Annotated in this window: 22 protein-coding genes; 20 read left to right on the top strand and 2 right to left on the bottom strand. The window is 65.7% G+C overall.

Annotated features, from left to right (window positions below):
• Positions 1-2 precede the first annotated feature (2 nt).
• From VQ045_RS13370 to VQ045_RS13350, 5 genes are all read left to right on the top strand, one after another.
• On the top strand, positions 3-503 hold the full coding sequence (locus VQ045_RS13370) for a (2Fe-2S)-binding protein (RefSeq protein WP_331830444.1): 501 nt from the start codon (positions 3-5) through the stop codon (positions 501-503).
• Entirely contained in the window at positions 500-2,920 is a 2,421-nt protein-coding gene (locus tag VQ045_RS13365) for an aerobic carbon-monoxide dehydrogenase large subunit (protein WP_331830443.1), read from the top strand. The genes VQ045_RS13370 and VQ045_RS13365 overlap by 4 nt, the downstream gene beginning before the upstream one ends.
• Before the next feature lie 87 nt (positions 2,921-3,007).
• A complete protein-coding gene (locus tag VQ045_RS13360; RefSeq protein ID WP_331830442.1) occupies positions 3,008-3,892 on the top strand; it encodes an AAA family ATPase in 885 nt (294 codons plus the stop codon).
• Positions 3,889-5,100 carry a vWA domain-containing protein gene (locus tag VQ045_RS13355; RefSeq protein ID WP_331830441.1) on the top strand — a complete coding sequence of 404 codons (1,212 nt, stop codon included), beginning with the start codon at positions 3,889-3,891 and terminating at the stop codon, positions 5,098-5,100. The genes VQ045_RS13360 and VQ045_RS13355 overlap by 4 nt, the downstream gene beginning before the upstream one ends.
• A gap of 13 nt (positions 5,101-5,113) precedes the next feature.
• Entirely contained in the window at positions 5,114-5,938 is an 825-nt protein-coding gene (locus VQ045_RS13350) for an XdhC family protein (RefSeq protein WP_331830440.1), read from the top strand.
• Between the two features lie 30 nt (positions 5,939-5,968).
• Here the strand turns inward: VQ045_RS13350 and VQ045_RS13345 are convergent, their stop codons facing one another.
• Entirely contained in the window at positions 5,969-6,844 is an 876-nt protein-coding gene (locus VQ045_RS13345; RefSeq protein ID WP_327625018.1) for a MurR/RpiR family transcriptional regulator, read from the bottom strand.
• Between the two features lie 133 nt (positions 6,845-6,977).
• Between VQ045_RS13345 and VQ045_RS13340 the strand changes: the two genes are divergently transcribed.
• From VQ045_RS13340 to VQ045_RS13305, 8 genes are all read left to right on the top strand, one after another.
• Positions 6,978-7,784 carry an N-formylglutamate amidohydrolase gene (locus VQ045_RS13340; protein ID WP_331830439.1) on the top strand — a complete coding sequence of 269 codons (807 nt, stop codon included), beginning with the start codon at positions 6,978-6,980 and terminating at the stop codon, positions 7,782-7,784.
• Positions 7,781-8,371: a TRAP transporter small permease subunit gene (locus tag VQ045_RS13335; protein WP_331830438.1), complete on the top strand. Its 591-nt coding sequence runs from the start codon at positions 7,781-7,783 to the stop codon at positions 8,369-8,371. Before VQ045_RS13340 ends, VQ045_RS13335 begins: the two co-directional genes overlap by 4 nt.
• Positions 8,368-9,699: a TRAP transporter large permease gene (locus VQ045_RS13330; protein WP_327625015.1), complete on the top strand. Its 1,332-nt coding sequence runs from the start codon at positions 8,368-8,370 to the stop codon at positions 9,697-9,699. The genes VQ045_RS13335 and VQ045_RS13330 overlap by 4 nt, the downstream gene beginning before the upstream one ends.
• Before the next feature lie 80 nt (positions 9,700-9,779).
• A complete protein-coding gene (locus tag VQ045_RS13325; protein ID WP_331830437.1) occupies positions 9,780-10,832 on the top strand; it encodes a TRAP transporter substrate-binding protein in 1,053 nt (350 codons plus the stop codon).
• A gap of 84 nt (positions 10,833-10,916) precedes the next feature.
• Positions 10,917-12,287: a glutamine synthetase family protein gene (locus tag VQ045_RS13320; RefSeq protein WP_331830436.1), complete on the top strand. Its 1,371-nt coding sequence runs from the start codon at positions 10,917-10,919 to the stop codon at positions 12,285-12,287.
• Positions 12,288-12,296: 9 nt separating this feature from the next.
• Positions 12,297-13,679, top strand: a complete 1,383-nt coding sequence (locus VQ045_RS13315) for an aldehyde dehydrogenase family protein (RefSeq protein ID WP_331830435.1) — start codon at positions 12,297-12,299, stop codon at positions 13,677-13,679.
• Positions 13,680-13,682: 3 nt separating this feature from the next.
• The gene (locus VQ045_RS13310; protein WP_331830433.1) at positions 13,683-14,828 is read left to right on the top strand and encodes an iron-containing alcohol dehydrogenase; all 1,146 of its coding nucleotides are present in this window, start codon (positions 13,683-13,685) and stop codon (positions 14,826-14,828) included.
• Between the two features lie 149 nt (positions 14,829-14,977).
• Positions 14,978-16,159, top strand: a complete 1,182-nt coding sequence (locus VQ045_RS13305; protein ID WP_331830463.1) for a pyridoxal phosphate-dependent aminotransferase — start codon at positions 14,978-14,980, stop codon at positions 16,157-16,159.
• 28 nt (positions 16,160-16,187) lie between these two features.
• On the opposite strand, the gene VQ045_RS13300 is transcribed toward VQ045_RS13305, so the two are convergent.
• On the bottom strand, positions 16,188-16,931 hold the full coding sequence (locus VQ045_RS13300) for a FadR/GntR family transcriptional regulator (protein WP_331830432.1): 744 nt from the start codon (positions 16,929-16,931) through the stop codon (positions 16,188-16,190).
• 126 nt (positions 16,932-17,057) lie between these two features.
• Between VQ045_RS13300 and VQ045_RS13295 the strand changes: the two genes are divergently transcribed.
• The 7 genes from VQ045_RS13295 (at position 17,058) to VQ045_RS13265 (ending at position 24,344) form a co-directional block, all read left to right on the top strand.
• Positions 17,058-18,065: a tripartite tricarboxylate transporter substrate-binding protein gene (locus VQ045_RS13295; RefSeq protein ID WP_327625009.1), complete on the top strand. Its 1,008-nt coding sequence runs from the start codon at positions 17,058-17,060 to the stop codon at positions 18,063-18,065.
• A gap of 88 nt (positions 18,066-18,153) precedes the next feature.
• On the top strand, positions 18,154-18,648 hold the full coding sequence (locus tag VQ045_RS13290; RefSeq protein WP_327625008.1) for a tripartite tricarboxylate transporter TctB family protein: 495 nt from the start codon (positions 18,154-18,156) through the stop codon (positions 18,646-18,648).
• Positions 18,648-20,183, top strand: a complete 1,536-nt coding sequence (locus tag VQ045_RS13285; protein WP_327625007.1) for a tripartite tricarboxylate transporter permease — start codon at positions 18,648-18,650, stop codon at positions 20,181-20,183. The genes VQ045_RS13290 and VQ045_RS13285 overlap by 1 nt, the downstream gene beginning before the upstream one ends.
• On the top strand, positions 20,180-21,460 hold the full coding sequence (locus VQ045_RS13280) for an RNA polymerase subunit sigma-70 (RefSeq protein WP_331830431.1): 1,281 nt from the start codon (positions 20,180-20,182) through the stop codon (positions 21,458-21,460). Before VQ045_RS13285 ends, VQ045_RS13280 begins: the two co-directional genes overlap by 4 nt.
• Before the next feature lie 28 nt (positions 21,461-21,488).
• Positions 21,489-22,472, top strand: a complete 984-nt coding sequence (locus VQ045_RS13275) for an aldo/keto reductase (protein WP_331830430.1) — start codon at positions 21,489-21,491, stop codon at positions 22,470-22,472.
• Between the two features lie 36 nt (positions 22,473-22,508).
• The gene (locus VQ045_RS13270; RefSeq protein ID WP_331830429.1) at positions 22,509-23,435 is read left to right on the top strand and encodes an alpha/beta hydrolase; all 927 of its coding nucleotides are present in this window, start codon (positions 22,509-22,511) and stop codon (positions 23,433-23,435) included.
• 48 nt (positions 23,436-23,483) lie between these two features.
• On the top strand, positions 23,484-24,344 hold the full coding sequence (locus tag VQ045_RS13265; RefSeq protein WP_331830428.1) for a fumarylacetoacetate hydrolase family protein: 861 nt from the start codon (positions 23,484-23,486) through the stop codon (positions 24,342-24,344).
• Positions 24,345-24,348 lie beyond the last annotated feature (4 nt).

Here is a 24,348-nt window from a genome sequence, read left to right as displayed (position 1 = left end):
CCATGGCGAAGACTCACATCACGATGACGGTGAACGGCGAAGCGGTCGAAGGCCTCGTCGAGCCGCGCATGCTGCTCGTCCATTTCATCCGCGAGAATTTACAGCTCACCGGCACGCATATCGGTTGCGAGACCACCCATTGCGGCGCCTGCACCATCGATATCGACGGCATGTCGGTGAAGAGCTGCACGATGTTCGCGGTCCAGGCGGAAGGCGCCGCGATTACCACGATCGAGGGCGTGGCCAATGCCGACGGTACGCTGTCGGCCTTGCAGGAGGGCTTCCGGCAGATGCACGGCCTGCAATGCGGGTTCTGTACACCGGGCATGATCCTGCGCGCCCAACGTCTGCTGCAGGAGAACCCGACGCCGAGCGAGGAGGAAATCCGCTTCGGTATCGCCGGCAATCTATGCCGCTGCACGGGCTACCAGAACATCGTCAAGGCGATCCAGTACGCGAGCGCCAAGATCAACGGCACCGAATTTCAGGAGGCCGCGGAATGAACGACATGGCACCCACGCGGGAACAACGCGAAGCCAAGCTCGAAGGCATGGGCTGCAAGCGCAAGCGCGTCGAGGACGTGCGCTTCACCCAGGGCAGGGGCAATTATGTCGACGATTTGAAGCTGCCGGGCATGCTGCACGGCGATTTCGTGCGCTCGCCCTATCCGCATGCGCGGGTGCTCTCGATCAACACGGAGGCGGCGCTGAAGGTGCCGGGCGTGTTGGCCGTGCTGACCGCCGAGGATCTCAAGGGCGTCAATCTCGCCTGGATGCCGACGCTCGCCGGCGACGTGCAGATGGTCCTGGCCGACGGCAAGGTGCTCTACCAGAACCAGGAAGTGGCCTTCGTCGTCGCCACCGACCGCTATGCGGCGGATGACGGCATCAACGCCGTCGAGGTCGAATACGAGCAACTCGACGTCGTCATCGATCCGTTCACGGCGATGGCGCCCGACGCGCCGGTCCTGCGCGAGGATCTGGCCGGCAAGACCGAGGGCGCGCACGGGCCGCGCAAGCATCACAACCACGTCTTCGAGTGGACTGTCGGCGACCGGGAGCTGACCGACGCCGCCTTTGCCAACGCCGACGTGACGATCAAGGAGATGCTCTCCTATCACCGCACCCATCCCTCGCCGCTGGAAACCTGCCAGTGCGTTTGCTCCTTCGACAAGATCACCGGCGAGCTGTCGATCTGGGGCACCTTCCAGGCGCCGCACGTCATCCGCACGGTGGTGGCGCTGATCGCCAAGATTCCCGAGCACAAGATCCATGTGATCGCGCCGGATATCGGCGGCGGTTTCGGCAACAAGGTCGGCGCCTATCCGGGCTATATCTGCGCCGCCGTCGCCACGATCGTCACCGGCAAGCCGGTGAAATGGGTCGAGGATCGCATCGAGAACCTGACCACGACGTCGTTTGCCCGCGACTACCACATGACCACGGAGATCGCCGCGACCAAGGAGGGCAAGGTCACCGGGCTTCGCGTCCATGTCCTCGCCGATCACGGCGCCTTCGACGCCTGCGCCGACCCGTCCAAATGGCCGGCCGGCTTCTTCAACATCGTCACCGGGTCCTATGATTTCCCGACGGCGCATGTGGCGGTCGACGGCATCTACACCAACAAGGCCCCAGGGGGCGTCGCCTATCGCTGCTCGTTCCGGGTGACGGAAGCCGCCTATTGCATCGAGCGCGGGATGGACATTCTGGCGCAGAAGCTCGGCATGGACCCGGCCGAACTGCGGCTGAAGAACTTCATCAAGCCGGAGCAGTTTCCCTACCATTCGGCGCTCGGCTGGGAATATGATTCCGGCGACTACCACACCGCCATGAAGAAGATGATGGAGGCGGTCGACTACGCCGGCCTGCGCAAGGAGCAGGCGGAAAAGCGCGAGGCCTTCAAGCGCGGCGAGACGCGCGAGATCATGGGACTCGGCGTTTCCTTCTTCACCGAGATCGTTGGCGCCGGCCCGTCGAAGAACTGCGACATCCTCGGCATCGCCATGTTCGACAGCTGCGAGATCCGGATGCACCCGACCGGCGCCGGCATCGCCCGCGTCGGCTCGAAGAGCCAGGGCCAGGGCCACGAGACCACCTGGGCGCAGATCATCGCGACGGAAATCGGCATTCCGGCCGACGACATCATGGTCGAGGAGGGCAACACCGACACCGCGCCTTATGGTCTCGGCACCTACGGCTCGCGCTCGACCCCGGTGGCCGGCGCGGCGATCGCCATGGCGGCGCGCAAGATCAAGGCCAAGGCGCAGATGATCGCGGCCTACAAGCTCGAAGTCCACGAAGGCGATCTGGAATGGGACATCGACGGTTTCCGGGTGAAGGGCCTGCCGGAAAAGACCATGTCGATGAAGGACATCTGCTGGGCGGCCTATAATTCGGTGCCGCCGGGAATGGAGCCGGGGCTGGAGGCGGTCAGCTATTACGATCCGCCCAACATGACCTATCCCTTCGGCGCCTATATCTGCGTGATGGAGATCGACGTCGACACCGGCGTCTACAAGATCCGCCGCTTCTATGCGCTGGACGATTGCGGCACGCGGATCAATCCGATGATCATCGAGGGGCAGGTCCATGGCGGTCTGACCGAAGCCTTCGCCATCGCGATGGGCCAGGAAATCCGCTACGACGAGACCGGCAACGTCATCACCGGCTCGTTCATGGATTTCTTCATGCCGACCGCCGTCGAGACCCCGCATTGGGAGACCGATTTCACGGTCACGCCCTCGCCGCATCACCCGATCGGCGCCAAGGGTGTGGGCGAAAGCCCGAATGTCGGCGGCGTGCCGGCCTTCTCCAACGCCGTCAACGACGCCTTTTCGTTTCTGGGCTCGACGCATATCCAGATGCCGCATGATTTCTGGCGCAACTGGAAGGCGGCGAAAGACCTCGGCGCGCTCGGTTGAGCCTGTCGTGAGAGAGCAAAGCATGGCGGCGTCGCGCGTCACGATCGGCGCGCGGCCGGCGCCGCGGGGGAGACCGGAGCACCGGCCATGAACCTGTCCCGCGACCAGATCGCCGAGCGCCTCGCCGGGGCGGGCTACATCGCTGACGCCGAACTGGCGGTGGCGATCTCGCTGATGGACCTTCTGAAGCGTCCGCTGCTTTTGGAAGGCGAGGCCGGCGTCGGCAAGACCGAGGTCGCCAAGGCGCTGGCGGCCGTGCATTCGGCCGAGCTGATCCGGCTGCAATGCTACGAGGGCCTCGACCAGTCGACGGCGCTCTACGAGTGGAACTACCAGCGGCAGTTGCTGGCAATCCAGGCGCACCAGGCCGAAGCAGGCGGCAAGGCGGGCGCGATCGAAGACCAGATCTTCTCGGAAAAATATCTCCTGGAGCGCCCGCTGCTCGCCGCGATCCGCCGGGAAAAGCCGCCGGTCCTGTTGATCGACGAGGTCGATCGCGCCGACGAGGAGTTCGAGGCGTTCCTGCTTGAGCTCCTGTCGGACTTCCAGGTCTCGATCCCCGAGCTCGGCACCATCACCGCCGTCTCGATCCCGCATGTCGTGCTGACATCGAACGGCACGCGCGAGCTGTCGGACGCGCTGCGCCGACGCTGCCTTTATCATTACGTCGACTACCCCGACGTCGATCGCGAGGCCCGCATCATCATGGCGCGGGTTCAGGGCGCCGGCGCCTCGTTGTCGCTGCAGATCGCACAGATGGTCGAGAGCATCCGCAAGGAGGATCTGCGCAAGGTTCCGGGTGTCGCCGAGACGCTGGACTGGGCGGCGGCGCTGGTCGGCCTCGACGTGCGCGATCTCGCCGATCGGCCGGAGACCGTGCACGAAACGCTGATGTGCCTGTTGAAGACCCATGAGGACAAGGCGCGGCTGTCGCGGGAAGTGACGGAGCGCCTGCTAGGGAAGGTGGCATGACAGGCCGCGGCACGGCGCCGGCCCTGGTGCCGGGGGAGCCCGAGGCGGTGTCGGCGCTTGTCGCCGACAAGCTCGCGGCGTTCTTGCGCACCTTGCGCGACAATGCCTTTGCCGTCGGCCTCAGCGAGGGCCAGGACGCGGCGATGCTGCTGGCGTCCGGCTATGGCGACCGGCCCGGCCTACTGCGGGCGGCCTTCAAACATCTGTTCGCCGCGCGCAAGGCCGACTGGGAGGTCTTCGACGGCCTGTTCGACGCCTTCTGGCTCGGCAAGCGGGTGCGCTCGCGCTCGGCGATCTCCGGATCGACCCGGGCCGCCAACAGCCCATCGCTCAAGAATCTGCGCAACGACGCCGCCCATTCAGGCGGCGACACGGCGCCGGACCAGATGCCTGCCGGCGACGAGCCCGGCGAGGACCGCGACGGCGTCGGCCGCATGGAAGGCGCGTCACGGGCTGACAATCTCGCCGAAACCGATTTTCGCAAGATCGCCGATCCGGCGCAGATCGCGGCGGCCCACGACATCGCCGCGCGCCTGGCGCGGACCATGCGCACGCGCCTCACCCGCCGCGATCTTGCCCGCCGCCGCGGCTACCGGCTCGACCTTCGCCGCACCATCCACCGCAATATCAGCCATGGCGGGGTGCCGATCACCCTGGTGAAGCGCCGCCGCAAGGAGAAGCCGCTGCGGCTGGTCATGCTGCTCGACGCGTCGGGCTCGATGAGCCTCTACACCGTCGTCTTTCTCCGCTTCATCCACGGCGTCCTGGACGAGTTTCGCGAGGCCGACGCCTTCCTGTTCCACACGAGGCTTGCCCATGTCTCCGACGCGATGAAGGAGAAGAACCCCGTCCGCGCGCTCGACCGGCTGTCGATGATGGCGCAAGGCGCCGGTGGCGGCACGCGGATCGGCGAGAGCCTTCAGACCTTCAACCGCTGGCACGCGGCGCGGGTGATCCATTCGCGGACCTGCGTCATGATCGTTTCCGACGGCTACGAAACCGGCGACGCGGCGCTGCTTGGCCGCGAGATGGCGCGGCTTTCCCGGCGCTGCCGCCGGATCGTCTGGCTGAACCCGATGATCGGCTGGGAGGGCTACGCGCCGGAGGCCGCCGGCATCAAGGCGGCGCTGCCCCATATCGACCTCTATGCCCCGGCGCATACGCTGCAGAGCCTTGCCGACCTCGAACCCTATCTGGCGAAACTGTGACGGACCCCTTGCGATGACCGCCCATGTCGACGTGATCGATCTGATATCCCGGCTGAAGGCGGCCGAGGAAGCCTTCGTTCTGGCGACCGTCGTGCGGACCGTTTCGGTGACCGCCGCCAAGGCCGGGGCCAAGGCGGTGATCCGTGCGGACGGCACCATCGCGGCCGGCTGGATCGGCGGCGGCTGCGCCCGTGGCGCGGTGCTGAAGGCGGCGCGCGAGGCGCTCGCCGACGGTGTGGCGCGGCTGGTCTCGGTGCAGCCGGAAAACCTCCTTGCCGAACTCGGCGTCAGCCCCGGCGAAAGCCGCGAGGGCGTGCGCTTTGCCAAGAACATGTGCCCGAGCGAGGGCACCATGGACATCTTCATCGAGCCCGTCCTGCCGCAGCCCTCGCTGGTGATCCTTGGCGCCAGTCCCGTCGCGATGGCGCTGGCGAGCCAAGCCCGCCCACTCGGCTTCCACGTCACTCTCGCGGCTCCGGCGGAGGATCGGCCGGGCACGCCGGACGCCGACCGCGTCATCGACGGCTTTGCGGTCGATGGCCTGCAAGAGGCCCGGCGCTTCGTCGTCGTCTCGACGCAAGGTCGGGGTGATAAGGCGGCGTTGACAGCCGCGCTGGGCATTGCGGCCGACACCCACGCCTTCGTCGGCAGTCGGCGCAAGATGGCGGCGCTGCGCCAGACGCTGGCCGCCGAAGGTGCCGACCCTTTGGCGCTCGCCGGGGTCAAGGCGCCGGCCGGTCTCGATCTCGGCGCGATCACGCCGGAGGAGATCGCCCTGTCGATCCTCGCCGAGATCGTTCAGGCTCGCCGTCGCGGCCAGCGCGAGGGTGGGGGATAGGGGCCGGTCAACCCGCCTATCGCCTCCCCCTCACGTGAATTTCTTGAACATCGCGGTTTCGTCGAGCAGGCCTTCCAGCTCGTTCATCCGCCGCCGCGCGGTGTCCCAGTGGATCGCCTGGATGCCGGCCAGCAGGGCCTCCACCATGTAGGTCAGGACGACGGTCGAATCCCAGGCCGACGGTACCTCGATCCGGGCATGAAAGCCGTGCGCCGCGTGGGTGGTGATCGGCGATCCCCACTGGTCGGTCATCAACACGATGGTCACGCCGCGCGCGCGGGCCATCTTGGCGAGACTCAGGAGTTCGCGCTCGTAGCGCCTGATGTCGAAGATCAGGAGGACGTCGCCCTCCTTCATGCTCAACACGCTGTGCGGCCAGATATTGGCGTTGGGCGGCAACAGATGCGCGCCGTCGCGGATCACCTGGAGCAGGCTGAAGAAATAGTCGGCCAGCGAGCGAGTGACACGGCCGCCGACGACGAACACCGCGCGATCGGGGTCCGCCAGAAGGGCTGTCGCGGCGTCGAAGGTTTCGACGTTCATCCGCTGCAGGGTCTTGCGGAGATTGTCGGATACCGCCTCGGCGAAGCGGTTGAGGATATGGGCGTGCGGTAACTCGTCGGTCCAGTGCTCGCGCCTGGCGACGGGATCGGAAATCATCATCTTCAGTTCGCCGCGCAGGCTCGCCTGAAAATGCGTGAAGCCGTCGAAGCCGAGCTTGCGCGCCATGCGCAGCACCGTCGGCGTCGAAACGCCGGAGCTTTCCGATAGGGCCGTGATGCTGCCGAGCCCGGAGATCGGATAGTCCTCGAGGATGGCGTCGGCCAACTGCCGCTCGGCGCGGGTCAGATCGGGAAACGCGGCGCGGATCAGCTCCGCGACCGTCCGGTCATCGCTCGTCGTCATGGAAAAGCTCCCCGTTCATCCGCGCCGGCCTCGTAACATGGCGCCAGCCCTCCGACGAATTTCGCGGCCGGCGCGCTTGACATGGTAGGTAACTCTGTAATGATCGTTTCAGAGCCAGTCGAGAGGTAACGCCTTGTCCGAAGGGAGTGCAACACCGAAGGAGCCGTCCGCCGGCTCGCGCGCTCAAACGGTCGAGGTGATCAATCCGGACGGGGCCGGCACCATTCTTCTGGTCTGCGAACATGCCTCGAACGCGATTCCCGCCGAGTTCGGCGATCTCGGCATCGGTGCGGCGACCAAAGCCAGCCACGCCGCCTGGGACCCGGGAGCATTGGCGGTGGCACGGCATCTGTCGGAGACGTTCGACGCACCGCTCGTCGCGCAAAAGGTGTCGCGGCTCGTCTATGACTGCAACCGGCCGCCGGAGGCCGAGGATTCGATTCCCGCGCGCAGTGAAGTCCACGAGATTCCCGGCAATACTGGGCTGATCGCGACCGCGCGAACCGACCGGGTCGAACGCTTCTATCGGCCGTTCGAGAGCGCATTGGCAAAGGCCGTCGCGCGGCATCGCGCCACCCATGCCAACCCCGTCCTTTTGACGATCCATTCCTTCACCCCGGTCTATGCCGGAGAGCGCCGGTCCGTGGAAATCGGCATCCTGCACGACAGCGACCAGCGCCTCGCCGATGCCATCCTGGAGGCGGCCGATGGCTCGCTCGACATGCGCCGCAACCAGCCATACGGTCCGGCTGACGGGGTCATGCATACGCTGGCGACCCACGCGGTTCCGCATGGGATGGCCAATGCGATGATCGAAATCCGCAACGACCTGATCGCCACGCCCGCGGACGTGGTCGAGATCGCCAGCCGCCTGGCAGCCTGGGTGTCGCGCGCCCACGCTTCGCTCGGGGCCGACGCGTCGAAAGGGGCGGCGGCATGAAGCGGCTGGCCGCCTATGTCCGGTTCATCGACCGCGTGAACGGTTGGGTGGGTCTCGTCACGATGTATTCGATCTTCGGGATGATCGGCATCCTGTTTTATTCGACCATCACCAAGACCTTTTTCCTGCCATCGCTGTGGACGCTGGAGATGGCCCAGTTCGCGATGGTGGCCTATTTCCTGGTCGGCGGTGGCTACTCGCTCAAGATGGGCGCCCATGTCCGCATGGACCTGGCTTACGGGCGCTGGCGCCCACGCACACAGGCGGCGACCGACGCGGTCACGATCCTTCTCCTGATCTTCTACCTCGGCATCCTCCTCTATGGGGGCCTCTCATCCACGGCCTATGCGCTGGAATATGGCGAGCGGAGCTATTCGTCCTGGCGGCCCTACATGGCGCCGATCAAGATCGTCATGGTCTGCGGCATCGTGCTGATGCTGCTTCAAGCCATCGCCATGCTGATCCGCAACGTCGCCGAGGCTCGCGGAATCGTGCTGCCGGGGGTCGAGCGGCTGCCGCGGGAAGACGAGGTCGATCACCCGCGTGACCGGGAACCGGACGAAGCCGAGCGGGGGGCCTCCTCGTGAGCTACGAGATGATCGCCATCCTCATGTTCGCCAGCATGATGGTGATGCTGCTGACCGGCCAGCGCGTCTTCGGCGTCATCGGCGGCGTGGCGGTGGTGACCGCGCTTTTTCTCTATGGCGACGGCGGCTCGGAGATGGGTTTCTCGGCCGTGATGAAGCTGATGAAATGGTATCCGCTGCTCACGCTGCCGCTGTTCATCTTCATGGGCTACATGCTGTCGGAGAGCGGCATCGCCGACGATCTCTACCACATGTTCCACGTCTGGATGGGCGGCACGGCCGGCGGCCTTGCCATTGGGACGATTGGGCTGATGGTGATGATCTCGGCCATGAACGGGCTCTCCGTCGCCGGCATGGCGATCGGCGCGACGATCGCGCTGCCTGAACTGTTGCGGCGCGGCTACGACAAGGTCATGGTGACGGGGGTGATCCAGGCGGGATCGTCGCTGGGCATCCTGGTGCCGCCGAGCGTCGTCCTCGTCCTTTACGGCATGATCGCGCGCCAGCCGGTCGGCCAGCTCTGGCTCGCCGGCGTGTTTCCGGGGCTGATGATCGCGGCGATGTTCGTCGTCTATATCTACCTCCGCTGCCGGGTGAACCCGGAGCTGGGTCCCGCCCTGCCGCTGGAAGAGCGGGAGGGCATCACCCGCGCGGAGAAGATCGGTCTGCTCAAGGCCGGCATCCTGCCGCTGTTCATCTTCTTCGCCATGACCGGCCTTTTCGTCATGGGCGTCACCAGCCTGGTGGAAAGCTCCGCCGTCGGCGCGGTGGCGGCGATGATCGCGGCGCTGGTCAAGCGTCGGTTGACCCTCCATGTGCTGCACGAGACGGTGCGAAAGACGCTCCTCATCTCCTGCATGTTCTTCTGGATCATCATGGCGGCGCTCGCCTTCGGCAGCATCTTCGACGGTGTCGGCGCGTCGCGAGCGCTGGACAGCTTCTTCACCGAGGATCTGGGGCTTGGGCCCTGGCAGATCCTGATCATGATGCAGATCTCCTACATTCTGCTTGGCATGTTCCTCGACGACACGGCCATGCTGGTCATCGTCGCGCCGCTCTACATTCCGCTTGTCGGCGCCCTCGGTTTCGACCTCGTCTGGTACGGCGTCCTCTACACGATCACCTGCCAGATCGCCTATATGACGCCGCCCTTCGGCTATAATCTCTTCCTGATGCGGGCGATGGCGCCGCCCGAAATCACGCTGTCCGACATCTACCGCTCGGTCTGGCCGTTCGTCGGCATCATGATCGTCGGCCTCGGCATCGTCACCGCCTTTCCGCAGATCGCGCTGTGGCTGCCGGAATACGCCTATTCCAATGGCCGCTGACCAAGCTGGTCGGCAAAACAAGCGGGCGGCAAAGCCCGTGCAACCGGCCTGACCGGGCCGCAACAGAAGGAAGCGACGACATGACGAACAGACGCGATTTCCTCAAGAAGGCGGGCGTTGTCACGGCGGCGGCCGGTGCCTCGACCCTCGCCGCCCCGGCCGTTCATGCCCAAAGCGCGCCGATCCGCTGGCGGTTGCAGACCTATGCCGGCCCTGCGCTCGCCGAATTCGTCGTCAAGGGCATGGTCGACGACTTCAACAAGGCGGCCAATGGCCAGATGGAGATCGAGCTGTTCTTCGCCGATCAGCTTGTGCCGACGGGCGAACTGTTCCGTGCCATGCAGCGCGGCACCATCGACATGGTCCAGTCGGACGATGATTCGATCGACGCGCCGGTCGATATCTCGGTGTTCGGCGGCTATTTCCCGTTCGGCACCCGCTACAGCCTCGACGTGCCGGTGTTGTTCGAGCAGTACGGGCTGAAAGAGATATGGGAAGAGGCCTATGGCGAGGTCGAGGGCGTCAAATGGCTCTCTGCCGGCTCCTGGGATCCCTGCAACTTCGCCACCAAGGAACCGATCAACAGCCTCGCGGATCTGAAGGGCAAGCGGATCTTCACCTTCCCGACGGCCGGCCGCTTCCTCACCCGCTTCGGCATCGTGCCGGTGACGCTGCCCTGGGAGGACGTCGAGGTGGCGCTGCAGACCGGCGAACTCGACGGCATCGCCTGGTCCGGCATCACCGAGGACTACACCGTCGGCTGGGCCGACGTGACCGAATACTTCCTCACCAACAATATCTCCGGCGCCTGGTGCGGCTCGTTCTTCGCCAACCAGGAGAAGTATGACGAGCTGCCGGAGCACCTGAAGATGCTGTTGAAGCTGGCGATGGATTCCTCCCACTACTTCCGCCAGCAATGGTATTGGGGCGGCGAGGCCAAGCTGCGGGTCAACGGCGACAAACTGAAGCTGACCACGATCCCGGAAGAGGAATGGGCGACGGTGGAAGCCGAGGCGTTCAAGTTCTGGGATGAAATCGCCGCGACCAGCGAGCGCACGGCCCGTGTGGTGAAGATCTTCCGCGAGTACAACGACGTGATGGCGAAAGCCGGCAAGCCTTACCGCTACAGCTAGAATTGAGCTGATCGAACCTCACCCAGCCGCGGCGCCACGATCGGCGCCGCGGCGCCCTCACTCCAACTGCGACATGTCTCACCGATGCCCGGCAAACTGACCTTCGACGAACTGAAACAGGCCGTTCAGAGCGGCGAGATCGACACCGTCCTGGTGGTCCAGGTGGACATGCAGGGGCGGCTGATGGGCAAGCGTTTCCACGCTGCGTTCTTCGTCGAGAGCGCCTGGGAAGAGACCCATGGCTGCAACTATCTCCTCGCCACCGACATGGAGATGAACACGGTCGAGGGATACGAGGCGACGAGCTGGGCGGCGGGCTATGGCGACTACGTCATGCGGCCGGACCTGTCGACGCTGCGCCGCGTGCCCTGGCTGGAAGCGACGGCGCTGGTCCTCTGCGACGTGGAGGATCATGACGCCGATGGGCCGGTCGCCCATTCGCCCCGCGCCGTCTTGAAGTGCCAGATCGCGCGGCTGGAGGCGATCGGGCTGAGGCCGACGATGGCCTCGGAGCTCGAATTCTTCCTGTTCGAGGACAGTTTCGCGGCCGCCGAGCGGGCCGGCTACCGCGATCTTTCCCTCGTCAGCGCCTATAACGAGGACTATCACATCCTCCAGACGACCAAGGAAGAGGAGGTGATGCGCGCCGTGCGCAAAGGGCTCTACGGCGCCGGCATCCCGGTCGAATGCTCGAAGGGCGAGGCCTCGGCGGGCCAGGAAGAGATCAACGTCAAATACGATCACGCGCTGACCGCCGCCGACAATCACGTCATCGTCAAGAACGGCGTCAAGGAGATCGCCTGGGCCAAGGGCCGCGCGGCGACCTTCATGGCGAAGTGGAACGACAGCTCCGCCGGCTCGTCCAGCCATGTCCACCAGTCCCTGCAGACCTTGGGCGGCGAGCCCGCCTTTTATGACGCCGAGGCCGAGCACGGCATGTCGGAACTGATGCGGCACTATCTGGCCGGGCTGCTGAAATACGCCGACGACGTCACGCTGTTGCTCGCGCCGAACGTCAATTCCTACAAGCGCTTCGTCGCCGGCACCTTCGCGCCGACCATGGCCGTGTGGAGCCTCGACAACCGCACCGCCGGCTATCGCCTGTGCGGCGCTGGTACCAAGGGCGTCAGGGTCGAGTGCCGGGTCGGCGGCTCGGATCTCAATCCCTATCTCGCTTTCGCCGGCCAGATCGCCGCCGGCATCGCCGGGATCGAGGAAAAGCTGGCGCTGGAGCCGGCCTTCGAGGGTGATGCCTACGGCGCGCGGGAGGGGATGCGGCACGTCCCGTCCACCCTTCGCGCCGCCACCGAGGCTTTCGACCAATCCGCGATGCTGAGACAGGCCCTGGGCGACGACGTCGTCGCCCATTATGTGCATGCCGCCCGGTGGGAGCAGCGCGAATATGATTCCCATGTGACCGACTGGGAAGTCCGGCGCGGCTTCGAGCGCTCCTGAGAGGTTGTGATGAGCGAATTGACCTGTATCTCTCCGATCGACGGCAGCGTCTTGGTCCGTCGGGACACCGAGGACGCGGCGGCGCTGGCGCCACGCCTTGCGGCCGCGCGGGCGGCGCAGAAGGATTGGGCGGTTCGACCGCTTGCCGAGCGTGTCGCGATCGTCGACCGGGCGATTGCGGCGCTGGAGGCGATGAACGACGAGATCGTTCCCGAACTCGCCCGGATGATGGGCCGGCCGGTGCGCTACGGCGGCGAGATCGGCGGCGTGAAGGAGCGTGCCTTCCACATGACCGCGCTGGCGAAGGACGCGCTGGAGCCGACGGTGATCGAGGATTCCGACGCCTTTCGCCGCTTCATCGCCTATGAACCCCTCGGCCTCGTACTGGTCGTCGCGCCTTGGAACTACCCGTATCTGACCGCGGTCAACACGATCGTGCCGGCGCTGGCCGCCGGCAACGCGGTGGTGCTGAAGCATTCGACGCAGACGATCCTCGCCGGCGAACGCTTCGCCGCCGCGTTCTGCGCCGCCGGCCTGCCGGACGGGCTGTTCCAGGCGATCCACGTCACCCATGAGACGACCGCCGAGCTTCTTCGCGCTCGCGCCTTCGACTTCGTCAATTTCACCGGGTCGGTCGGCGGCGGACGGGCGATCGAGCGCGCCGCGGCGGGCACCTTCACCGGCGTCGGACTGGAGCTCGGCGGCAAGGATCCGGGTTATGTCCGCGCCGACGCCGATCTCGACGCGGCGGTGGAGACGCTGATCGACGGCGCGATGTTCAACTCCGGCCAATGCTGCTGCGGGATCGAGCGGATCTACGTCGCGGACGCGCTCTTCGACGCCTTCGTCGAGAAGGCGGTCAAGATCGTCGAAGCCTATCGTCTCGGCGATCCGCTCGACCCGGAAACGACGCTCGGGCCGATGGCCAACATCCGCTTCGCACGCGAGGTCCGGGCCCAGGTCAAGGAAGCGATCGACGCCGGCGCCAGGGCGCTGATCGATCCGGCGCTGTTTCCGGCCGATACCGGCGACACCGCCTATCTCGCCCCGCAGATCCTGATCGACGTCGATCATTCCATGCGCGTCATGCGCGACGAAAGCTTCGGCCCCGTCGTCGGCATCATGCGGGTGTCATCTGATGAAGAGGCGATCGCGCTGATGAACGATTCGCCCTTCGGACTGACCACCTCGCTGTGGACGCGGGACGCCGACGCGGCGGAGCGGATCGGCCGTCAGATCGAGACCGGGACGATCTACATGAACCGCTGCGACTATCTCGACCCGGCGCTCTGCTGGACCGGCTGCAAGGACACCGGCCGTGGCGCGGCGCTGTCGACGCTCGGCTATCGCAGCGTGACCCGCCCGAAATCCTATCATCTGAAGAAAGCCTGACCCATGAAGCTCTGGGGCAATTGGTCGTATCCCACCGCCATCCGTTTCGGCGCCGGACGCATCGCGGAACTCGCCGACGCCTGCGCGGCCGCCGGCATCGCGCGCCCGCTGCTGATCACCGACAGGGGCCTGGCCAAGCTGCCGGTCACCGCCCGCGCGCTCGACCTGATGCAGGAGGCGGGGCTGGGACGGGCGATGTTCGCCGATGTCGATCCGAACCCGAACGGCGCAAATCTCGACGCCGGGGTGAAGGCCTATCGCGACGGCGGCCATGACGGGGTGATCGCCTTCGGCGGCGGCTCGGGTCTCGATCTCGGCAAGCTCGTCGCGCTGATGGCCGGGCAGTCGATCCCGGTCTGGGACCTGGAGGACATCGGCGACTGGTGGACGCGGGCGAATGCCGACGCGATCGCCCCGATCGTCGCGGTTCCGACGACGGCGGGAACCGGCTCGGAGGTCGGCCGCGCGGGAGTCCTGACTGACGCGGCGACTGAAACCAAGAAGATCATCTTCCATCCGAAGCTGATGCCCCAGGTCGTCATCTGCGATCCCGAGCTCACCATCGGCATGCCGCCGGCGATAACCGCCGGTACCGGCATGGATGCCTTCGCCCATTGCCTGGAGGCCTATTGCTCGCCGCATTTCCATCCGATGAGCCAGGGCATCGCCCTGGAGGGCCTGCGGCTGGTCAAGGCGTATCTGCCGCGCGCCTTTCGCGACGGCTCGGACATCGAGGCCCGCGCCCAGGTGATGGCCGCTGCCGCGATGGGCGCGACCGCCTTCCAGAAGGGGCTCGGCGCCATCCATGCGATCTCGCATCCGATCGGCGCCCTCCATCACACCCATCACGGCACCACCAACGCCGTCGTCATGCGGCCGGTGCTGGTCTTCAACCGCGAGGCGATCGAAGCGCGGATCGAACGGGCGGCGGCCTATCTCGGCATCGCCGGCGGCTTCGAGGGGTTCGACGCCTTCGTCGGCGAACTCACCGGTGAGCTTGGCATCCCCGCCAACTTGACGGCGTTGGGCGTCGTCGATCCCGACATCGATCGTCTAACCGAGATGGCGTTGCGCGATCCCAGCACCGGCGGCAATCCGGTCACGATGACGGCCGAGAACACCCGCGACCTGATCCGCGCCTGTCTGTGAGACGATGCGGGGGCGCCGGGCCCCGCCGCGCTCAAGCGACGCAACTCGACTTCGAGGCCGGCATGGCTTAGGCAGTGGCCGCGAAATCCCGGCGCGTGGATGCGTGTCGAGAGCCGCGGTCTTGTGCCCACGCTTTCCGAGAGACGATGATGCTTCACACGATTTCAGGCTTCGATCGCATTGGCGAAGAGAACGCCTTCGCCGTGCTCGCGCGCGCCACCGCGCTCAGCGCCACGGGCAAGGACATCATCAATCTCGGCATCGGCCAGCCGGATTTTCGCACCCCGGACCATATCGTCGAAGCGGCAATCAAGGCGCTGCGCGACGGCCACCACGGCTATACGCCGGCAACCGGGCTGCTGGCGACACGCGAGGCGGTGGCGCGGCGAACGCTGACGACGACCGGCGTCGAGGTGTCGCCGGAGAGCATCGTGATCCTGCCGGGCGGCAAGCCGACCATGTATGCGGCGATCGTCATGTTCGGCGAGCCGGGCGCCGAGATCCTCTACCCCGATCCGGGATTTCCGATCTATCGCTCGATGATCGAATACACCGGCGCGACGCCGGTGCCGGTGCCGGTGCGCGAGGAGAATGGCTTTGCCTTCTCCGCCGACGAAACCCTGTCGCTGATCACTGACCGGACGCGGCTCCTGATCCTGAATTCCCCGGCCAATCCGACCGGCGGCGTCACCCCGCGCACCGAGATCGAGAAGCTGGTCAAGGGCCTCGCCGATCATCCGGACGTGGCGATCCTGTCGGACGAGATCTACGACGTCATGACCTATGACGGCGAGGAACATTGCTCGCTTTTGACGTTCCCGGAACTCCGCGACCGGCTGATCGTGCTGAACGGCTGGTCGAAGACCTGGGCGATGACCGGCTGGCGCATGGGGTGGTCGATCTGGCCCGACCAGCTCTACGACAAGATCCGCAAGCTGGCGGTCAATTGCTGGTCCTGCGTCAACGCGCCGAGCCAGTTCGCCGGAATTGCGGCGATCGACGGGCCGCAGGACGATGTCGCGGCGATGATGGCTGCCTTCGACCGCCGCCGCCGTGTCGTCGTCGACGGGCTGAACGCCCTGCCGGGCGTGACCTGCGCGACGCCGAAGGGCGCGTTCTATGCCTTCCCGAACATCTCCGGGACCGGCTGGAAGGCTAAGAAGCTGGCGTCCGCGTTGCTCGAGGAGACCGGAGTCGCGCTGATCGGCGGCCCCGATTTCGGTATTCTCGGCGAAGGCTATGTCCGGCTGTCCTACGCCAATTCCGAGGAGAACATCCGCAAGGCGCTGGCGCGGATGGATGGATTTCTTCGCTCCAACGCCGGGACCTGATCGCCTCAGGGCCTATTCGCCAGCCGCGCTAGACGCGGTCCGCCATGTCTTCCCGTATGCGGCGTCGCGGCATCGCGGGGTGGTCGATGGGGGGCCATTGCTTGCCGGAAATCGCGGCGTGGACGGTCTGCATATGCTGGACCGTCGCCATGGCCGCGGCGGCCTGATCGCGCGCCTCAAGGGCGCGAAGAATGGCCCGGTGCTCGATGCGATAGCGGTCCCGCAGGTCCGGGTTGAACGACGCCCGCTTCAGCCTGTCCCATTCCGCCGTGCTGCGCATGGTCCGCATCATCTCCATCACCATCGTGAAGACCGCGTTCTGGGTCGCGTCGGCCAAGGCCCGGTGAAAGGCGATGTCCCATTCCTCGAAGGCCTCGAATCCGTCGGCGGATTCAGAGCGAACGAGGCACAGCTCCAGCCGTTCCAGATCCTCCTTGCGCGCCCGCAAGGCCGCTTCGCGCGCGATGGCGGGCTCCAGGACCAGACGGGCCTCCATGAGCTCGATCGGCGAGGCGTTTTCGGCGGGTGCCTTCGAAGCCTCGGGCGGCGCGCTGACGAAGGTGCCGCGTCCGACATGTCGGACGATCGCTCCCTCCATCTCAAGGCGCGCCAAGGCCTTGCGCAAGGTCGCCCGATTGATCCCCAGCCGATCGGCGAGCGCGCGCTCCGTCGGCAGCCTGACGCCGGGAGCCAGGCCGTCGTCGCGCAAAAGCCGCCGGAGTTCGTCCAGCGCCAGATCGGCGGAGCCTCGCTTGGAATCGAAACCTTGCATTGCGTCTTTCATTGGTTGACAATACCAAACCAAGAATATACCAGAATGCCGTAAAGGTCAACCAATAAGGCCTCGGATAGAAACGAGAACGATGCGGCTTACCGCGTTTATCAGGGAGGTTACACGATGAAATTCACCACACATCCGTCTCGCCGCAAGTTTCTTGCCGGCACGGCGGCCGGTGCCGCGGCGCTGTCGCTCGGTCTCGGCCGCTCGGCCTTCGCCCAGGATTATCCCGCCGGCAACATGGAAATCACCATCCCGACCGGAGAAGGTGGCGGCGCTGATCGCGATTCCCGCGCTTTCGTCCAGGTCTGGAACACATATCTGAAAACCAACTTCGAATTCGGCTACTACCCCGGCGCCGCGGGGCAGGTCGGCTATGAATTCTTCATGCAGAAAGAGCCGAACGCCTACAATTTGCTGTTCTCGAACCTCGGTCCCGAGGTCATCATGCTGACGCTGCAGAATGTCGGCATCGATATCGGCAAGGATCTGGTCTACATCCGGCGTACCAGCACCGAACCAATGGCGGTCTGGGTAGGCGCGGATTCGCCGTTTGAATCGCTCGAGCAGCTTGTCGAGGAAGGCAAGAAGCGGCCAGTGAGCATTTCGGTCAGCCGTCTGCCCCATCCGGCCTCGATCGGCATGCTGGCGCTCGGCGAGGCGACCGGCGCCCAGTTCAACCTGATCCCGTTCGGCGGCGGCAATCCGACGGCGATGGCGGCGATCACCGGCGAGGTCGACGCCTCGGCCTTGCCGCTGGCCAACCCGATCGCGCTCGGCGATCAGGCCCGCATTCTCGGCATCTTCGCCAATAAGAACACCGTTCCCGAGGCGTCCGGAAACGCCCCGACCGTGAACGGGGCGCTTGGAACCGAGTTGCCGGAACTGTTCAGTTCGCGCGCCTGGGCGGTCCACGCCGCGGCGCTCGAGCAATATCCCGAGCGGGTCGAGTTGCTGAAGTCCACCATCGACCAGACCATGGCGGATCCTGCCTATGTCGAGGCGGTGAAGGCGGCCGGCGTCCCGCCCGAGTTCATCACGCCGGGTGACCAGGAAACGGCGATGGCGGAGGCCGCGGCCACCCGCGAACTGGCGGAGCGCTACCGCGATCTTTTGACGGGCAAGTAATCCCACCTCGGGCAAGAAGACTTTTGCCTGATGGGGGCGGTCGTGCGGCCGCCCCCTATCCCATCCGGTCGCAAGCAGGATCTCGCCGATGTTGGATCGCGAAACCAGGAAACCAGTCGGGGCTGATCTCATCATCCCCATCGCCGCGGGCGCCTACGCCATCTATTACGTGCTGTCCGTCCGGAGCTTTCCCTGGCAGGCGCAGATGAGCGGCATGATCCTCGCCGGGCTGATGCTGCTGCTCGTCCTGATCTACATGGCGCGAGTCGCGATCGGCCTTCGCCGCGGCCGTTATTCGATGGGTTTCGGCGACTTCTTCGGGGCGCCGGCTTCGCGCGCCAGTCGGGCGATCTTCGTCGCGCTGATCGTCGCGTATATTTTCGCGGTTCCCTATCTCGGCTTCACCCTCACGACCTTCGCCTTTCTGGCGCTCTCGTTTCACGTCGCCGGCGCGCGCCCGGTCGGGCGCGCCTTGCTGACGGCCGGCCTTGCCGCCCTCGGCGGTTGGTTCTTCTTCATCGTTCTCTTGAATACCCGATTCCCCAAGGGTCCGTTCGAGCAGCTCATGGGAGCCATCTTCTGATGGAATTCGACGCCGCCTTTATCACGGGCCTGTTCCTGCATTCCTTCAGCCTCTGGTGGGTGATCATTCCCGCCGTGCTGATCGGCATCGTCATGGGGGCGATCCCCGGTTTCGCCGCGCACAACACGATCATCATCCTGTTGCCGCTGACGCTTGCCCTCGATGTGGAAGTGGCGCTGGTGTTCATGGTGGCGCTCTACAGCGCCTCGCATCTCGGCGGCGGGATTCCGGCGATCCTGCTCAACATCCCCGGCACCGGCGGGGCCGCTGCGACGACGCTCGACGGCTACCAGATGACCAAGAATGGTCAGGCCAGCAAGGCGCTCGCCGTCTGTTTCGTGGCGTCGGTGATGGGCGGGCTGATCAGTTCGATCGTGACGCTGTTCGCGCTGCCGGCGCTGTCGCGCGTCGGCTACTACGTCCACAGCGTCGAGATGGTCGTGATCATGCTGTTCGGCCTTGCGCTGATCGCCTCCATCGCTGCCCAGGACATGTTGAAGGGCCTGATCGCCGGCGCTTTCGGATTGATGCTCGGGGCGATGGGTGCGGACCACATCTACGCGACGCCGCGCGGCACCTTCGGCTTTCTCGAGCTCTTCGACGGCGTGCCGCTGGTGCCCGCCTTGATCGGCCTGTTCGCCATCTCCGAAGCCCTTGTCATGCTCGAGCAGAAATGGCTCGTCGACACCAAGGGGACGGTCGCCGTGCCGGCCACAACCTGGGCGAACAGCCTGAGCGAGACCCTGCAGGCCTTCCGCAAATGGTGGTTGATCACCTGGACCAGCCTGCTCGGGCTGGTGATCGGCGTGCTTCCGGGCGCCGGCGCCTCGATCGCGGCCTTCGTCGCCTACCAGCAGGCCCGGCTGTTCTCCAAAACGCCGGAACGGTTCGGCACCGGCTTTTCCGACGGCGTCGCGGCGCCCGAGGCCGCCAATAACGGCGTGACCACCGGGACGCTGGTGCCGCTGCTCGCCATCGGCGTGCCGGGCGGCAGCACGGCGGCGGTGATGATGGTCGTGCTGCAGTTCCACGGCTTTCCGTTCGGCCCGCGGCTCTTCGTGGAGGCCCCGGAACTGGCCTATGGCGTCATAACGGCGATGGCGGTGTCCTACGTCTTCATGTTCCTCACCATCGTCCCGATGGTTCGCTACATGTCGCGGATCACCGTCGTCTCGACCATGTATCTCGCACCGATGATCGTCGCATTCACGCTGGTCGGCGCCTTCGTCCCGCGTGGATTCCTGTTCGATATGGGCATCGCCTTCGCCTTCGGCATCATCGGCTATGTGGCGCGCAAGACCGGCTATCACGTCGCGGCCATTTTGATCGGGGTGATCCTCGGCCCGCTGATCGAGCGCTCCTTCATCCTGGCCATGCGGATTTCCGGAAACGACCCGATGGTGATGTTCTCCTCCACGATCGGCAACATCCTCTGGGTGCTGCTGCTCCTGAGCCTGCTGCTGCCGGTCGTCACCGGGCGGTGGCGCGACCGGCGGGCCAGGGCGGCGGGACCATCGGCGGGAGCCGGTCGATGAGCCCCGCGGATCAGCCGCTTTCGCACCGGGTGCGTCAGATCGCGATGCTCGACATTCCCGGTGGTGGCCAGGTCGTGGTCGACGGCGATCATGTCTTCATCGGGCACATGAAACCGCCCTACGGCACCTCGATCGTCGACGTCTCGGACCGCAGAAATCCGAAGGTCGTGGCGGACATCCGGCTGGAGACGGACGCCTCGCACACCCACAAGCTGCGCGTCGTCGGCGACCTGATGATCACCAATGTCGAGCAGAACGACCGCCACTTCAAACGCCGCGCCAAGGGCATCGCCGCTGCGGAAATCGCGCTGCGCGACGAACTCGGCCGTGACCCGGGCGAGGCGGAGGTGGCGGCGCGGGTCGGCGTCGCGCCCGGCGACATGCCGCGGCTGCGCAAGGCCGCGAACGAGAGCTACGACGAGGGCGGCTTCAAGATCTGGGATATCTCCGACCGGACCAAGCCGTCCCTCCTCGCCTATGAGCGCACCCATGGCGTCGGCGTCCACCGTTTCGATGCCGACGCACGTTACGCCTACATCTCGACCGAGATGGAGGGCTATGTCGGCAATATCCTGGTCGTCTACGACCTTGCCGAGCCCGCCCGGCCGCGCGAGGTCGCGCGCTGGGCGCTGCCCGGCCAGCACGTAGCCGGCGGCGAGACGCCACATTGGCACGGCCTGAAGAACCGCCTCCACCACGCCATGCGTTGCGGCGACGAGCTGTGGGCGGCGGTCTGGAACGCCGGGATCCGGGTGATCGACGCGACCGACATCACTGATCTCAGAACCATCGGGGCCTATGACTACCATCCGGCGATTCCGGAGCCGACCCACACCGTCATGCCGTTCGAGAACCCGATCGGCGGCCGGCGCATCGCCGCGGCGATCGACGAGGAGCATGACCATTTGCACGGCCGGCTGCATGGGTTCCTCTGGCTCTTCGACGCGAGCGACCTGAGCGATCTCAAGCCGCTGTCGATCTTCAGTCTGGGCGAGCACGCCTCACCCTACAGCGGCGCGCCCGGCCGTTTCGGCGCGCACCAATTCCACGAGCGGCTCGATACGACCCTGATTTACGCCACCTGGTTTTCCGGCGGCCTGCGCATCATCGACGCCAAGGACCCCACCTTGCCGGAGGAGGTCGGCTTCTTCATCCCCGAACCGCTCGGTGACGAGCCGAGCCCGCAGTCGAACGACGTCGCGGTCGGCGATGACGGCATCATCTATCTGCTCGACCGCAATCGCGGCCTGCATATTCTGGAATTCGAGGGCGCGTGAGGGTCTTGAACGAAGGATCGGAGGCGACATGAAAACCCGGAAGCTGGGTGAACAGGGACTGACCGTCTCGGCCATCGGCCTCGGCTGCATGTCGATGACCGATATCTACGGTCCGGCGGATCGAGAGGAGTCGATCGCGACGATCCACCACGCGCTGGATCGCGGCATCGACTTCATCGACACCTCCGACATGTACGCCAACGGCCGCAACGAAGAGCTGCTGGGCGCGGCGCTGGACGGCCGGCGGAAAGAAGCCGTCCTGGCCACCAAATTCGGCAATCTGCGGCTTCCCGACGGCAAGACCGGGGTGAACGGCACGCCGGAATACGCGCATGCCGCCTGCGAGAAGAGCCTGATGCGGCTCGGAACCGAGGTGATCGACCTTTATTACCTGCACCGCGTCGATCCGAATGTGCCGATCGAGGACACGGTCGGGGCGATGGCGCGGCTGGTCGAGGCGGGCAAGGTGCGCTTCATCGGGCTTTCGGAGGCCGGTGCGTCGACGATCCGCCGCGCCCATGCGGTGCATCCGCTCAGCGCCGTGCAGACCGAATATTCCCTGTGGACCCGCGACGTGGAGGCAGAAATCCTGCCGACCTGCCGCGAACTGGGAATCGGCTTCGTCCCCTATTCGCCGCTCGGGCGGGGGTTCTTGACCGGCGCGATCGGCGGCGAGGCCGATCTGGCGGAGAAAGACCGCCGCCGCGACATGCCGCGCTTTACCGGCGAGAATCTCGCCCAAAATCTGCGGCTGCTTGAGAGGCTGCGGGCCTCAGCCGACGCCCATGGCGCGACGCCGGCGCAAGTGGCGCTGGCGTGGCTCTTGGCGCGCGGCGACGACATCGTGCCGATCCCCGGCACCAAACGACCGCAACGTGTGGACGAGAATGCCGCTTCGCTGGACCTTGTTCTCACCGACGCCGAACGCGCTGGGCTCGACGCGGCCTTCCCGCCCGGCGCGGCGGCGGGCCTGCGCTATCCGGAACCACAGATGAAGCGCCTCGGCATCTGAGCCGACTGAACGATCCCCAACCATCAGGAACACGACATGCAGGACGACATCCGCCGGACGACGAAGACCGAAGGCAAGGCACACCGCACGACATCGAACGGCCAGGAAGTTTTCATCTGGGAGAAGCCGAGCGTGGCCGATGGCCCCGTCCGCGGCACCATTTTGTTCGTGCACGGGTCGTCGATGGCCAGCCAGCCGACCTTCGACCTGCAGGTCGACGGCATGCCGGAAGCCTCGGTCATGGACTGGTTCGCCAGCCGCGGCTTCAACACCTGGTGCTTCGACTGCCGTGGCTACGGCCGCTCCTACAAGGGCGAGGACGTCTTGGCGACGATCGCCGACGGCGCCGACGATGCCAAGGCGGTCTCCGATTTCATCATCGCGCGTGGCGAGAGCGGACCGCTTTTTGCCTATGGCATTTCCTCCGGCGCGCTTCGCGCCGCGACGTTCGCCGAACGCCATCCCGACCGTGTCAGCCGCCTGGCGCTCGACGCGATGGTCTGGACCGGCGAGGGTAGCCCGACGCTGGAACAGCGACGCAAGAAGATCGACGATTGGCGCGGCACCGTCCGCCGTCCGGTCAACCAGGAATTCATGTGGTCGATCTTCACTCGCGACCACCCCGGCACCGTGCATGACAGCTTCGCCCAGCCCTTCATCGATCAGGTGCTGGCGCTCGACGATTCGATGCCGAACGGCACCTATATCGACATGTGCACCCGGCTGCCGCTGGTCGATCCGGAAAAGCTCGAGGCGGCGACGATCGTCATGCGCGGCGAGTTCGACGGCATCGCCGGCATCGACGACCTGCTCGCCTTCTTCAAGCGGCTGCCGAACGCCGACAAGGAGTTCGCGGTGATGAAGGGCATCTCGCATGCGTCCTTCACCCAGAAGAACTTCCTGATGGCCTACCAGATCCTGCATGGCTTCTTCACCCGGCCGGCATCGGACTATCACGGCTGAATTGCCCGCGAAAAAGCAGACACTGGACTGGAGAGGAAGCCCGGCAGGATGAAGTTCATACGGTATGCGAAAAACGGCGAATCCCGGATCGGCGTCGTTGAGGATCAGATGGTGCGGGCGATCGAGCCAGCCGTCTCCGACATGGTCGAACTGATCGAACATTACGATCGTCTGCGCGGCGAGATCCGCACCGTCGGCGAAGCGATGCCGTTCGACAGCCTGACGATCGAAGCGCCGATCCCGGCGCCGCGCCGCAACATCTTCTGCGTCGGCAAGAATTATCATGCCCACGCCAAGGAATTTGCCCAGAGCGGCTTTGAGGCCGGCGCGGTGGCGGGGGCGGAGGTCGACGAATTTCCGGCCGTCTTCACCAAGCCCGCCTCGTGCGTGGTGGGAACCGGCGACGTCGTGCAACTGCATGGTGACGTCACGCAGTCGGTCGATTACGAGATCGAACTCGCCCTGGTGATCGGCAAGGGCGGCCGCAACATCCCCAAGGCTAAGGCTTACGAGCACATCTGGGGTTACATGATCGTCAACGATGTGACGGCGCGCGACCGCCAGAAACAGCACAAGCAGTGGTTCCTCGGCAAGGCGCTCGACACCTTCTGCCCGATGGGGCCGTGGATCGCCACCGCCGACGAGGTCGACCCGGAGAACCTCGATCTGGAGACCCGGGTGAACGGCGAGGTCCGGCAAAAGGCGAATACCAGCGACCTGATCTTCGACATCCCCAGCCTCGTCGAGACGATTTCGGCCGGCCTGACCCTGGTGCCCGGCGACATCATCGCCACCGGCACGCCGGTCGGCGTCGGGATCGGCTTCAAGCCGCCGCGGTTTCTCAAGCCGGGCGATGTCGTGCGCATGAACATTACGGGGCTTGGCACGCTCGAAAACAGCTTCCAGTAGGTTC

It is taken from the genome of Aurantimonas sp. E1-2-R+4 (assembly GCF_036549515.1).
Classification (GTDB): Bacteria; Pseudomonadota; Alphaproteobacteria; order Rhizobiales; family Rhizobiaceae; genus Aurantimonas; species Aurantimonas coralicida_A.
The sequence above is the reverse complement of the archived record's forward strand: the minus strand, read 5'-3'. Positions and strand labels throughout refer to the sequence as shown.

Coding starts and splice junctions, on each gene's coding strand:
- VQ045_RS13370 (WP_331830444.1), top strand. CDS start 3: ATGGCGAAGACTCACATCACGATGACGGTGAACGGCGAAGCGGTCGAA.
- VQ045_RS13365 (WP_331830443.1), top strand. CDS start 500: ATGAACGACATGGCACCCACGCGGGAACAACGCGAAGCCAAGCTCGAA.
- VQ045_RS13360 (WP_331830442.1), top strand. CDS start 3,008: ATGAACCTGTCCCGCGACCAGATCGCCGAGCGCCTCGCCGGGGCGGGC.
- VQ045_RS13355 (WP_331830441.1), top strand. CDS start 3,889: ATGACAGGCCGCGGCACGGCGCCGGCCCTGGTGCCGGGGGAGCCCGAG.
- VQ045_RS13350 (WP_331830440.1), top strand. CDS start 5,114: ATGACCGCCCATGTCGACGTGATCGATCTGATATCCCGGCTGAAGGCG.
- VQ045_RS13345 (WP_327625018.1), bottom strand. CDS start 6,844: ATGACGACGAGCGATGACCGGACGGTCGCGGAGCTGATCCGCGCCGCG.
- VQ045_RS13335 (WP_331830438.1), top strand. CDS start 7,781: ATGAAGCGGCTGGCCGCCTATGTCCGGTTCATCGACCGCGTGAACGGT.
- VQ045_RS13325 (WP_331830437.1), top strand. CDS start 9,780: ATGACGAACAGACGCGATTTCCTCAAGAAGGCGGGCGTTGTCACGGCG.
- VQ045_RS13320 (WP_331830436.1), top strand. CDS start 10,917: ATGCCCGGCAAACTGACCTTCGACGAACTGAAACAGGCCGTTCAGAGC.
- VQ045_RS13315 (WP_331830435.1), top strand. CDS start 12,297: ATGAGCGAATTGACCTGTATCTCTCCGATCGACGGCAGCGTCTTGGTC.
- VQ045_RS13310 (WP_331830433.1), top strand. CDS start 13,683: ATGAAGCTCTGGGGCAATTGGTCGTATCCCACCGCCATCCGTTTCGGC.
- VQ045_RS13305 (WP_331830463.1), top strand. CDS start 14,978: ATGCTTCACACGATTTCAGGCTTCGATCGCATTGGCGAAGAGAACGCC.
- VQ045_RS13300 (WP_331830432.1), bottom strand. CDS start 16,931: ATGCAAGGTTTCGATTCCAAGCGAGGCTCCGCCGATCTGGCGCTGGAC.
- VQ045_RS13295 (WP_327625009.1), top strand. CDS start 17,058: ATGAAATTCACCACACATCCGTCTCGCCGCAAGTTTCTTGCCGGCACG.
- VQ045_RS13290 (WP_327625008.1), top strand. CDS start 18,154: ATGTTGGATCGCGAAACCAGGAAACCAGTCGGGGCTGATCTCATCATC.
- VQ045_RS13285 (WP_327625007.1), top strand. CDS start 18,648: ATGGAATTCGACGCCGCCTTTATCACGGGCCTGTTCCTGCATTCCTTC.
- VQ045_RS13280 (WP_331830431.1), top strand. CDS start 20,180: ATGAGCCCCGCGGATCAGCCGCTTTCGCACCGGGTGCGTCAGATCGCG.
- VQ045_RS13275 (WP_331830430.1), top strand. CDS start 21,489: ATGAAAACCCGGAAGCTGGGTGAACAGGGACTGACCGTCTCGGCCATC.
- VQ045_RS13270 (WP_331830429.1), top strand. CDS start 22,509: ATGCAGGACGACATCCGCCGGACGACGAAGACCGAAGGCAAGGCACAC.
- VQ045_RS13265 (WP_331830428.1), top strand. CDS start 23,484: ATGAAGTTCATACGGTATGCGAAAAACGGCGAATCCCGGATCGGCGTC.